Origin of the sequence: Methylobacterium sp. J-092, assembly GCF_022829325.1 — a bacterium.
Lineage (GTDB): Bacteria > Pseudomonadota > Alphaproteobacteria > Rhizobiales > Beijerinckiaceae > Methylobacterium.
In genome coordinates, this window is sequence record NZ_JAKSXU010000124.1 from 1 (window position 1) to 11,446 (window position 11,446).

Genomic DNA, 11,446 nt, shown 5'->3' on the forward strand with positions numbered 1-11,446 from the left:
GGCGCAGCATGAACAGGTCGGTCTGGTACGCGACCATGCCGCGCGCGTTGCGGGGCGCGAGCGCGATGTCGACGATGCCGGCATTGGCCGGGTCCGCCGGGTCCAGCTCGCCGCGCGCCGTGCCGATGACGCGCTCGTAGCGCCGGCCGCACCGAACGCGACCCCGTCGGCGAAGGGCTCGACCGTCGTGATATCGATGCCCACGATGCGGGATTGCGCAGGCGCGACGCCCAGGGCGCAGCCGAGCACGGCGATGATGACGTCGAACGCGCTGCCCATGGGGCCAAGGTGAGGTCTGCCGTGACGACTTCCAAGATAGCTGCGCCGGTTGCACTCAACGACGTCTGCACACCCCGCGGCTCGTTGAACTTCAGGCCGCCAAACTCACGCCGCCACCGGGAGTATGTCACTGAGCTCACGCCGAGCGCGCGGATTGCATCGGCCACGCTCTGGCCCTGTGAGATGAGCACGTCTGCCTGACGTAGCTTCGCGACGATCTCCTCGGGCTTCGGGGGCTTTGCCATCTTGTCCGTCCTCCAGGCTCAAAAGCCATACCAAAGGGCGGACCACTTCAATGGGGGCTGACCACGGACGCCCAGGTCGGAGGACGGCGGGGCCGCCGTCTGAAGTTCAACGAGCCGCGGGGTGTGCAGACGACGTTGAGTGCAACCGGCGCAGCTATCTTGGAAGTCGTCACGGCAGACCTCACCTTGGCCCCATGGGCAGCGCGTTCGACGTCATCATCGTAGGGGGAGGCGCCGCCGGCATCGGTGCCGCCCGGCGGCTCGCGGCACAAGGCTCATCGGCCTTGCTGCTTGAGGCATCTGCACGCCTCGGAGGCCGCGCGTGGACGCAGGACATCGGAGGGTACCCGCTCGACCTCGGTTGCGAATGGCTCCACTCCGGCGACCGAAATGCATGGGTCGGCATCGCCGAGGCATCGGGCTTCCCGGTCGACCGAGGCGAACCGCCATGGGCGAAGGCCCACCCGGGCATCGAGCACGATGAGCACGCACAAGAGGCGGCGCAAAGGGCGTACGGCGACTGGGAAGATCGGCTCCGCATCGTCGCGGCGGGCAGCGACCGGGCCAGCGACGCCCTTCAGCCGGGCGGCCCCTGGAACGCCTACGTGCGGGCCATCGCCGGCTTCATGAGCGGCATGGCGCCCGAGCAGATCTCCGCGACCGATTACCTCGCCTACGACGATGCCTCGACGGGCCGGAACTGGCACCTGCCGTCCGGCTACGGCACGTTGGTCGCTGCCAGCCTGCCGTCCACGACGACGCTGCGGCTCGCCACCCCCGCCGACCGGATCGACCTGACGGCGGACGGTGTCGCCGTGACCACCCGCGCCGGCACCATCCGCGCCGGGGCCGCCATCCTCACGATCTCGACCGCGGTCCTAGCCGGCGACGCGATCCGCCTTCCCGCCGGGACCGAACCCTGGCGCGAGGCGGCCGCCGCCCTGCCGCTGGGCCGCAACGAAAAGATCTTCCTGGAGATCGGGCATAACGCAGCGTTCGAGCCGGACTCGCATGCCTACGGCAACCTGCACGACCCAAGGTCGACTGCCTACTCGATCCGACCGAACGGATGGCCGGTGATCGAGGCGTTCCTCGGGGGCGACGGCGCCCGTATCGTGGCGGAGGGGGGCCCGGCCGCCGGCTTCGCCCACGTGTCGGCCGAACTGGCCGCCCTGTTCGGCAGTGACGTGGCGTCGGCCATCCGCCCCCTCGCGGCGACGTCCTGGAGCCGGATGGCGTCCATCGGTGGGGCGTATAGTTGCGCCCTGCCGGGCCGATCCAATGCGCGGGCGCGGCTGGCCCGGCCATTCGAGGACCGCCTGTTCTTCGCCGGCGAGGCGACGCATCCTTTCGACTTCACCACTGCACACGGAGCCCACGACAGCGGGATACGGGCCGCCGACGAGGCCTTGGCGGCGCTCGGGGACAGGCGGGGCGAAGCGGCCTAGGCGAGGTCCCGGAGGCGTCCGCATGGCCGCAGGGGCCGGAACATCCGGGGGCGGGGCCGATTTCCGAAGTTCCCGGACAGCATCACCCGACACGCGCGCCGCACGGGCTGTCCCGTACGAAGCCGGCGCGCCAGGACAACCTCATGACCGACGCCTCCGACCACCGCCTCAAGATGCAGGACCCGCGCACCCAATACCCGCAGCCGCCGTTCAAGCGGCAACCGCAGGAGGCGCCGGGCCTCGCCGGCGCGATGGACCCGAAGCCGGACCACGGCGAGACCAGCTACCGGGGCCACGGCCGCCTCGCCGGCCGGAAGGCCCTGGTGACCGGCGCCGATTCGGGCATCGGGCGCGCGGCGGCCATCGCCTTCGCCCGCGAGGGCGCGGACGTGGCGCTCAGCTTCGTCGAGGCCGAGATGCCGGACGCCCGGGCGGTGGCGAAGCTCATCGAGGCGGAGGGCCGCAAGGCGGTGCTGCTGCCCGGCGACATCACCGACAAGGCATTCTGCGAGACCCTGGTGCACAAGGCCGTGGTCGAGCTCGGCGGTCTCGACATCCTCGTCAACAACGCCGGCAAGCAGACCAACCAGACGGACATCGGCGACATCACGGACGAGCAGTTCGACCGGACGCTGAAGACCAACCTCTACGCGATGTTCTGGATCACCAAGGCGGCGATGCCCCTGTTGCCGGCCGGCGCGTCGATCATCAACACGGCCTCGGTCGTGGCCTACAACCCACCCAAGATCCTGGTCGACTACGCCACCACCAAGGCCGGCATCATCGCGTTCACGAAGGCGCTGGCCAAGCAGTCCATCGAAAAAGGCATCCGCGTGAACGCGGTGGCGCCCGGTCCGTTCTGGACCGCGCTGCAGCCCTCGGGCGGGCAGCCGCAGGAGGCGGTCGAGAAGTTCGGATCTGAGGTGCCGCTCGGCCGCCCCGGCCAGCCGGTGGAACTCGCGCCGGTCTACGTCTTCCTGGCCAGCCAGGAGGCGAGCTACGTCACCGGCGAGGTCTACGGCGCGACGGGTGGCAACGGCACAGCGTGAATTCGCCGAACCGGCGGGAAAACCGCTTCCCGCCGGCTGTCATGCTTGGCACTGCCTGTTCGAAACAAACGTGGCATTCGCCCGAGCCGTACGCGCGCTACAGATCTTCGAGGGGGTGGACGCCAGGCGTTGCAGGCGGGGATACTCTACTTGGCTCGCCCGGTGGGACCGATCATGCTGCAGCTTCAACCGATGCCGAAGGTCATCACCTTCGATTGCTACGGCACCTTGGTCCGGTGGCATGACGCCGTCCGGTCGGCGGCCCACGCGATCCTTGCCCGTCGCCTCCCGGAAGCCGATGCGCAGGAGCAAGCGGCCATCCTGGCCGATCGATTGCGAGAGGCTGCGGTAGAGCGGCAGAAGCGTCCGCAATTCCGCGACTACAAGTCGGTCCTGCGATCCGCCCTAGCCGAGGCCCTCGCCGATGCCGGCCATACGGCCAAGCCCGAGGACGGCGACACGTTGCTGAGGGTCCTGGGACGTATCGAGCCGCACCCCGAGGTTCCCGCGGCGCTCGACCGTCTCCGCGCACGCTACCGGCTGGCGGTCATCAGCAACACGGACGACGACCTGATCGGAGGCACCGTCGCGGCCATTGGAGTGCCGCTCGACTTCGTCGTCACGGCCGAGCAGGCCCATGCCTATAAGCCCGATCACGGGCTCTTCCTACACGCCTACAAGACCATGGGCGTGCAGAAAGAGGATACCATCCACGTCGGCATGGGGCAGTTCACCGACCTCAAGGTCTGCCACGAGCTCGGAATCCGCTCCGTGTGGATCGACCGGGTGGGCGAACCGCCGAACCTTGCATGGCCACCGCATGCGTCGCTCAAGGATCTCTCGCGCCTGCCGGACCTGCTCTCGCCGGAGTGAGCGAACGCCGCGAGGAACCTGATACCTTAAGATGATGCTCAGCCAGTTCGGCACGGCGATCCGAAGCGGACGTTCCGCATCCCACCCGTCTGAAACGCTCAGGCAGGCGGTCTGCGGCGGCCGATGCTGGCCGAAAGCCGCTGGTCCGCTCCAGAGTAGGTTCGCCGCAAACGTCGACGTTCTCTGCAGCGAACCTCGACCACAACGCTCATGCAGGAAAAGGCTGCATCGCCCCCCGCTACCAACCACAGTAGCCTCTGCTCGTCGGGCTTGATGAAGCGCACCGTGCGCGTCCGAGCCGACCTGTGGCCGGCGATAGTAGCCGGAAGTTTCCATCAGTCATTCAACAGCCGCTACGCGCTAGCCGAGGCGCCGATCATGCTCGCCCGCATGAGGAAAAACGAGCATTTCGGAAAGATCGTTCTAAGCGTCTGACGCACAGTCCCGAGCCTGGGCCTCAAACGAGCCGGTCCAGCGCGCGGCGGCCACTTCACGACTGGATCGCGCCGTTTCGCCGGGAGATCGCGGATGCCCCAATGCCCAGCCAGCAGGATGCGGCGGCCGCCGTGCGCGGATTGGAACAGGGCGCTCCAGCCTTCACCACCGTATCCAACGCATGGGGTAGAGTGTCGAGAACTGCGCGGCATGAGAATCTAAGATCGAGGCGGCGGGCGCCCATGGATCGACGCGTTGCCAGAACAGCGGGCCGCGTACTCCGGACTATGGCTTTTGGCTGGGCGGTAGGATCATCGCGGTGTCTGGGTCGGAGACGTCGCCCTCCTGTTGCTGATCGAGCGAGAGCTTGGCCGCGAGGTCCGGCTCCTGTCCGTTCGCCAACTCCTGCGCAGCCGCGACTTCCTTATCACGTGCCTGCTCCGCCGTGAGTTCGCCGCGCACCACCGCCCGGGCCAGGTTCAGGCTCAAGACGTTCTCGGCCTCGCTAGCGCCGTAGGCGGTGAGCGTGCCTCGCGTCCGGTCCGGAATGACGCTGCCGTTGAAGGTCGCGACCGCGCTGAAGAAGTTGAGCGGGACTTTGCAGGGCAAGCTCTGCTCTAGCACGTCGTTGTGCTTGGCCGGGAAATCGTGCTCGGCTCCCATCTTGTGCACCACCGTCCGGATCCAAGGCCCGTTGCGGTGCCAGATCAGCAGCGTCGCCGTCTGCTCCTGGGGTGCGCCGTACTTGTCAGCAACGGCTTCAGCGGCCTTGCGGGACGGCTCGGGCCAATCCTGCGCGAGGCGCTCGGCGGCCCCTGCGGGGCCCGCGGACAGCGCGAGGACGAGAGCGAGGATGCATCGGCTGCGGTTCTGCGAGGGCATGCGCTTCCCTGACGGCGCCGGGGGCAGCACGGCTTCCTGCAGCGAATGGGAATCGCTGTCACGCCGCCGCGTTGCTCCGGGTCTACGCCGGGTATAGGCCGAGCACCCGAGAATGGTTCCAGGGAGATGCCCGATGGTGCAGCTGATGTCGCTGGACGTGAATGGGCGCGTGGCGCCCGTGAGCGTGGACGACCCCGATACGCCGCTCCTCTACGTGCTACGCGATGATCTCGGCCTGCACGGGCCGCGCTTCGGCTGCGGGCTGGGCCAGTGCGGCGCCTGCACGGTGCATGTCGATGGGCAGGCGGTGCGCTCCTGCATCACCCCGGTCTCGAGCCTAAAGGCGGGGGCCAAGATCGTGACGCTCGAAGGGCTCGGCAGCCTGGACAAGCCGCACCCGGTGCAGGCGGCCTTCATCGCCGAGCAGGCGGCGCAATGCGGCTACTGCATCAATGGCATGATCATGCAGTCGGCTGCCCTGCTCAACGAGACGCCGAAGCCCAACGAGACCGCGATCCGGCAGGCGCTCGCCCAGAATCTCTGCCGGTGCGGCACCCATCAGCGGATCGTGCGCGCCGTCCAGCGCGCGGCCGGCACACTCTGACAGAGGTTGTTGTCATGACCGCACCCGCCCTCTCCCGCCGCAGCCTGCTCCTCCAGGGCGGCGCCCTCGTGGTCGGCTTCTCGCTGTCCGGCCGCGGCGCCAGCGCCCAGAGCTTCGCACCGGTCGCCACCAACGGCTTCGCGAAGCCCGTCGCCCCGGACCGCGTCGACAGCTTCCTGGCGCTCGGCGCCGACGGTCACGCCACGATCTTCTCCGGCAAGGTGGATCTCGGCACCGGGGTCGAGACCGCCCTGACGCAGATCGCGGCTGAGGAACTCGACCTGCCGCTCGACCGCGTGACCGTCGTCCAGGGCGATACGGCGCTGACGCCGGATCAGGGACCGACCTACGGGAGCCTCTCGATCCAGAAGGGCGGCGTCGAAATCCGGCAGGCGGCGGCGACGGCCCGCGCGCGCCTCGTGCAGATGGCCAGCGAGCGCCTCGGCGTACCGGCCGACGAGCTGGTGAGCGAGAACGGCACCGTCCGGCCGAAAGCTGGCGGCCAGGGCCTCTCCTACGCCGATCTCGTGAAGGATGGGCGCCTCGACCTCAAGGTCGATCCGGCGGTCAAGACGAAGGATCCGGCTCAGTTCGCCCTCGTCGGCAAGCCGGTGGCGCGGGTCGACATACCCGAGAAGATGACCGGCCGCTTCACCTACATGCAGGATTATCGCGTGCCCGGCATGGTGCATGCGCGGGTGGTCCGTCCCCCGACCATCGGGGCGGATCTGCAGGGCGTGGATGAGGCCTCGGTCGCGGACATCCCAGGACTGATCAAGGTCGTGCGCCAGGGTAACTTCCTGGCCATCGTCACCGAGAAGGAGTGGGCGGCCGTGAAGGCCGCAAAGCAGCTGAGGGCGACGTGGTCGGAATGGGAAGGCCTGCCCGAGCAGGGCAAGCTCTGGCAGCACGTGCGCGCCACGAAGGTCACCAAGGACGACGTCACGAGCAGCACGGGCGATGCCGAGGCGGCGCTCGGACAGGCGGCCCGGAAGCTCGAAGCGACGTACGATTTCGCCATCCATACCCACGGCTCGATCGGGCCGTCCTGCGCCATCGCAGAGCTGAAGGACGGGTTCCTGACCTGCTGGACGGCCTCGCAGATGACGCACGCCCTGCGCAAGCAGCTCGCGGCGATGACCGGCCTCGCGCCGGAGGCGGTGCGCTGCATCTACGTCGAGGGCTCGGGCTGCTACGGCCGCAACGGCCACGAGGACGCGGCGGGCGACGCCGCCCTTCTCGCCCGCGCGGTCGGCCGCCCCGTGAGGGTCCAGTGGTCGCGCGCCGACGAGCACGGCTGGGATCCGAAAGGACCGCCGACCCTGATCGACCTGAAGGCCGGGCTCGACCCGCAGGGCAACGTCACCGCCTGGTCCTCCCAGTTCCACATCCCGGAGGGGGCGGCCGGTAACGTGCCGCTGGTGGCGGCCTCGCTGGCCGATCTGCCGCACGAGACTACGATGGCGCCGGGCAACATCATCGGCAACTCGGCGCTGCCCTACGCCTTTCCGAACGTGCGCACGGTCTGCCACCGGCTGGCCTCGACGCCGTTCCGGCCCTCCTGGATCCGCACCCCCGGGCGGATGCAGAACACCTACGCCAACGAGGCCTTCCTCGACGAGTGCGCGGCGGCAGCCGGCGCCGACCCGCTGGAGTACCGCCTGCGGGCGCTGAAGGATCCGCGCGGCATTGAGGTGCTGAAGCGGGTTGCCGAACTCGCCATGTGGCAGGCGCGCCCCTCGCCGGTGAAAGACGCCGCGGGCGACGTGCTGCGCGGCTGCGGAATCTCCTACGTGAAGTACGAACTCAATCGCACCTACGTAGCGGGCGTGGCCGAAGTCGAAGTGAATCGCAGCACCGGGCAGGTGCGCGTGCCGCGCTTCTTCGTGGTCCAGGATTGCGGGCAGATCATCAACCCCGACGGCGTGCGCAACCAGCTCGACGGCAATGTCATCCAGACCGTCAGCCGTGTGCTGCTGGAGGAGGTCACCTTCGATCGCGGCGCCGTGACGAGCCTCGACTGGTCGAGCTACCCGATCCTGACCTTCCCGGACGTGCCCGAGGTCGTGATCGACCTGATCGACCGGCCAACCGAGAAGCCGTGGGGCGCCGGCGAGCCGTCCGCCGCCATCGTGCCGGCGGCGGTCTCGAATGCAGTCTTCGACGCGACCGGCGTACGCGTGCGGTCCGTGCCGTTCACCCCGGCCAAGGTGAAGGCGGCTCTGCAGGGGGCCTGAAACGCGAGCAGGCAGGATCGTCGGGGCGCGGCGCCGGTCCCGCGGCGCGGGCCCGGATCGCGGTCCGCCGGCCGCGCCGCGGACGCCGGGGGGCGTCGGCCGCCGGGATCGACGCAGCTTGATCGTGGCGGCTGGCATGGGCCGGCCCGTGCCGGGGTCCGGTCCGACACCCTTTGACCGCACCGTGGCGGCGCTCGAACATCTGCTGCTTTATGTTCGTCCCGTACGCCGGCTCCTCGACGGCGGCCGGACAAGGATGGAGCTGTTGGGGGCCTACCCTAACATCGCGAGCGGACCGCCTGCCTATGCCGACGAGGCGAGAAGACACTCCCGCCGACCCTGCCGAAGGCGCTTCACGCTGCCCTCCGACATTAAAGTGCTTAGATATTGCTAGGCTGTGAGACGTGGTATCGGATCCGCAAAGCCCCACAGGCGCTCGTTGCAGGTTTACCCGGAAGCGGACGTTCCGTATCCAACTCCACACGGATGAAACAAGGGATCTAGGAGGCGCCCGACAGTGGATATTCTCTGCGCCATTTCAGTGATCTGGGTCAGTTAATCTTGCTCACTGGCAGGCGGTTCGTACGATGCAGGATTGTTGCGGCGATCCATGACCTCATGGTTTAACTGAAAAACTCTAGGGACGGCAGATCGATCGGATATCCTAGGCCGACTTGCTGGTCTGACGGTTGTCGAGCTTGCGCAATTCGGTGGCGATGTCCTGGAGACTGGAGTCACCCTTGCGCAAAACGCGATCGGCTTCTGATAACCGGTCCCGCTCCTCGGCCGTGACGTCCCGGGCGCTGAGGACCACTACCGGCACATCGGCGCAACCCGGCAATCTTCGCAAGCGGTCAAGGAACGAGAACCCGTCCATCACCGGCATGGTGAGATCGAGAAGGACGAGGCGCGGCACGCCAAGCCCGACCTGCTCGAGCGCCTCGCGGCCGTCGCCGGCCTCGCGGACGCTCCAGCCGTTGCGTTCAAGGGCCGTCCGTAGGCGGTGCCGCATGTCCGCGTCGTCATCGACCACGAGGACGTCGCCGTCCGCTGCCCGGAACTGATCCAGGATCGTCCGGAGGCGCGCCCAGTCCACCGGCTTCGGCACCGCCTCGATGGCACCGAGCGAGGCGCTGAGCGTCGCGTCGGCAACGAAGCTCACCATCACCACCGGGATGCCGGCAGTCTCAGGATCCGACTTGAGAGCGGCGAGCACCGACCAGCCGTCCATCTCGGGCATCATGACGTCGAGGAGGATGGCGCGGGGCTTGAGCGACTGGGCGAGGTTGAGGCCGGTGCGCCCGTCCGCCGCCGTGCGCACGGAAAAGCGCTGGCGTTCGAGGAACCGGGTCATGAGCTCGCGCTGGGATGCCTCGTCGTCGATCACCAGCACCAAGTCATCCATGCGTTCGCCGTTCTCCGGTACGGCATCCGGCGCGACATCGACCGTCCGGTCCGGTGCCACCGCCGGCACGCGCAGGGTGAAGCTCGTTCCCTCGCCCTCGACGCTCGTCACGGAGATGTCGCCGCCGAGCAACTGGGCGAAGGCGCGGCTTAAAGCCAATCCAAGACCGGTGCCGCCATAGTTGCGTGTGGTGCTCTCGTCGGCCTGCGTGAAGCGCTCGAACAGGCGCCCGACCTGCTCCGGGTTCATGCCGATGCCCGTATCCCGCACCGTGAACTGGAGCCAGCCGCCGCGGATACCCGCCTCGCGCCCGGCTTCCAGCGTGATGGTGCCGCCCTCGGTGAACTTGGCGGCGTTCGAGAGCAGGTTGAACAGGCACTGGCGCAGCTTCACCGCGTCCGTTCGGGCTCGGCCGACGCCATCGGCCACGTCGAGCACGAGGACGTTTCCCTTCTTCCCGACGAGCGCCTCGACGGTGGCGGCCGCGTCCATGACGAAGGCGGCGACGTCGATGTCCTCGGGGTAGAGCTCCATCTTCTCCGCCTCGACCTTCGACAGGTCGAGCACGTCGTTGATCAGGCCGAGGAGGTGCTGGGCGTTCGATTTGATTTTTCCGAGATCCTTGAGGAGGCTCTCCTGACCGAGCTCCTCCGCCTCCTCCTCGAGCATCTCGGAATAGCCGATTACGGCCGAAAGCGGCGTGCGCAGCTCATGGCTCATGTTGGCCAGGAACCGGCTCTTCGCCCGGCTGTGCTCCTCGGCCGCGTCCCGCGCCTCCTTGAGCGCCACCTCGAACGCGTGCCGCTCGGTGATGTCCTCATGGACGCCCACCCACTCCCGGATCGCGCCGTCGGCATCGCGCACCGGCACTGCCCTTGCCACGTAGCGGCGCCAGCCCGCCTGGGCGGTGCGCACGCGATGCTCGACCGTGTAGGGGGACTCGGCTCGCAATGCGTCGGTCCAGGTCGCGATCGTCGCCGGGAGATCCTCGGGATGGATCGCCTTCGCCCAGCCCGCGCCCATGTACTGCTCTGGGGTGTGCCCGGTGATCTCCGCCCACCCTGCTTGCTCCTCGACGAAATGCCCGGCGGCGTCGGTCGTCCACATCACGCCGTTGACGGCCCTGACGGCGGATCGGAAGCGCGCCTCGCTGACGTGCAGGCGTCGCTGCACCCGACGCTGGTCGAGCGAGGAAGCGATCATCGCCAGGAACAGGATGAGGAAGGTAACGCCGGCGACCGCCAGGGCGAGGTCGCGTTGGCCCGCCGCCAGGGTGGCTACGTGGGCCGCATGGGCGCCGCTCTCCTGCGCGGTGAAGGTCGCCGCGGCCATCCCGGTGTAGTGCATCCCAGCGACCGCAAGCCCCATCACGCAGGCGGCGGCGAGTTTCTGCCAGGGCCGATTGCGGCGGAAGGTAAGCCACAGGGCTGCGGTCGCAGCCGTGACCGCGATGGCGACCGAGACCGCCACCACAGCCGGGTTGTAGGCAAGGTTGCCCGGCACGCGCATCGCCGCCATGCCGGTGTAGTGCATCGCCGCCACGCCAAGGCCCATAAGCGGGCCCGCGACCAGCAACGAGCCCGCACCCGTTCCCCGGCGTGCAACCCAGGCAAAGGCGCCGGCCGTGACACCCACCGCGATCAGCAGTGACAGGACCGTCAGTCCGAGATCGTAGGCCGCCGCCATTCCCATCTCGAAGGCGAGCATGCCGACGAAGTGCATCGACCAGATGCCACCGCCCATCGCCACCGCCGCGCCAGCGCCCCAGGCCCAGCGCGCACCGGCGTCCGGACGCCGGACGCGGGCACCGAGGTCCAGCGCCGCATAGGACGCGAACACCGCGATGACGATGGACAGCGTGACGAGTAGCGGGTTGTATCCGGTATGGGCCATAGGATGTCCGGTGGGGGCACGGGGTCCGTAGCACCGAAAGGCAGCGTTCCTGGGACAATCTTTCGGCCCGGAAGCGCAAGACCTTGCGAGCCGTCA

General features: G+C 68.5%; 8 protein-coding genes and 1 pseudogene. 6 read left to right on the forward strand and 3 right to left on the reverse strand.

Annotation, left to right across the window (positions count from 1 at the left end; all coding sequences use genetic code 11):
* On the forward strand, positions 1-292 hold a 292-nt coding region (locus tag MKK60_RS14475; RefSeq protein WP_243986793.1), incomplete at its 5' end, for a hypothetical protein.
* 76 nt (positions 293-368) lie between these two features.
* Here MKK60_RS14475 and MKK60_RS14480 read toward each other — a convergent pair.
* Positions 369-524 (reverse strand): annotated as a pseudogene (locus MKK60_RS14480) (helix-turn-helix domain-containing protein); the annotation flags it as partial.
* 194 nt (positions 525-718) lie between these two features.
* On the opposite strand from MKK60_RS14480, the gene MKK60_RS14485 reads away from it, so the two are divergent.
* The 3 genes from MKK60_RS14485 to MKK60_RS14495 all read left to right on the forward strand — a co-directional run bounded on the left by MKK60_RS14485 (position 719) and on the right by MKK60_RS14495 (position 3,894).
* A complete protein-coding gene (locus tag MKK60_RS14485) occupies positions 719-1,972 on the forward strand; it encodes a flavin monoamine oxidase family protein (RefSeq protein WP_243986733.1) in 1,254 nt (417 codons plus the stop codon).
* 143 nt (positions 1,973-2,115) lie between these two features.
* A complete protein-coding gene (locus MKK60_RS14490; protein ID WP_243986735.1) occupies positions 2,116-3,021 on the forward strand; it encodes an SDR family oxidoreductase in 906 nt (301 codons plus the stop codon).
* 174 nt (positions 3,022-3,195) lie between these two features.
* Complete coding sequence (locus MKK60_RS14495) at positions 3,196-3,894, forward strand: HAD family hydrolase (protein ID WP_243986737.1); 699 nt, start codon at positions 3,196-3,198, stop codon at positions 3,892-3,894.
* A 720-nt stretch (positions 3,895-4,614) separates the two neighbouring features.
* Here the strand turns inward: MKK60_RS14495 and MKK60_RS14500 are convergent.
* The gene (locus MKK60_RS14500) at positions 4,615-5,211 is read right to left on the reverse strand and encodes a hypothetical protein (protein ID WP_243986739.1); all 597 of its coding nucleotides are present in this window, start codon (positions 5,209-5,211) and stop codon (positions 4,615-4,617) included.
* Between the two features lie 133 nt (positions 5,212-5,344).
* On the opposite strand from MKK60_RS14500, the gene MKK60_RS14505 reads away from it, so the two are divergent.
* Together MKK60_RS14505 and MKK60_RS14510 are read left to right on the forward strand one after the other, a co-directional pair.
* On the forward strand, positions 5,345-5,815 hold the full coding sequence (locus MKK60_RS14505; RefSeq protein ID WP_243986741.1) for a (2Fe-2S)-binding protein: 471 nt from the start codon (positions 5,345-5,347) through the stop codon (positions 5,813-5,815).
* A gap of 14 nt (positions 5,816-5,829) precedes the next feature.
* Positions 5,830-8,052 carry a xanthine dehydrogenase family protein molybdopterin-binding subunit gene (locus tag MKK60_RS14510; protein WP_243986751.1) on the forward strand — a complete coding sequence of 741 codons (2,223 nt, stop codon included), beginning with the start codon at positions 5,830-5,832 and terminating at the stop codon, positions 8,050-8,052.
* A 664-nt stretch (positions 8,053-8,716) separates the two neighbouring features.
* Here the strand turns inward: MKK60_RS14510 and MKK60_RS14515 are convergent.
* Positions 8,717-11,350 carry an MHYT domain-containing protein gene (locus tag MKK60_RS14515; protein ID WP_243986757.1) on the reverse strand — a complete coding sequence of 878 codons (2,634 nt, stop codon included), beginning with the start codon at positions 11,348-11,350 and terminating at the stop codon, positions 8,717-8,719.
* Positions 11,351-11,446: the final 96 nt, after the last annotated feature.

Bases quoted from the DNA above. Each gene is read 5' to 3' on its own strand.
- MKK60_RS14485 (WP_243986733.1), top strand. From the start codon at position 719: ATGGGCAGCGCGTTCGACGTCATCATCGTAGGGGGAGGCGCCGCCGGC.
- MKK60_RS14490 (WP_243986735.1), top strand. From the start codon at position 2,116: ATGACCGACGCCTCCGACCACCGCCTCAAGATGCAGGACCCGCGCACC.
- MKK60_RS14495 (WP_243986737.1), top strand. From the start codon at position 3,196: ATGCTGCAGCTTCAACCGATGCCGAAGGTCATCACCTTCGATTGCTAC.
- MKK60_RS14500 (WP_243986739.1), bottom strand. From the start codon at position 5,211: ATGCCCTCGCAGAACCGCAGCCGATGCATCCTCGCTCTCGTCCTCGCG.
- MKK60_RS14505 (WP_243986741.1), top strand. From the start codon at position 5,345: ATGGTGCAGCTGATGTCGCTGGACGTGAATGGGCGCGTGGCGCCCGTG.
- MKK60_RS14510 (WP_243986751.1), top strand. From the start codon at position 5,830: ATGACCGCACCCGCCCTCTCCCGCCGCAGCCTGCTCCTCCAGGGCGGC.
- MKK60_RS14515 (WP_243986757.1), bottom strand. From the start codon at position 11,350: ATGGCCCATACCGGATACAACCCGCTACTCGTCACGCTGTCCATCGTC.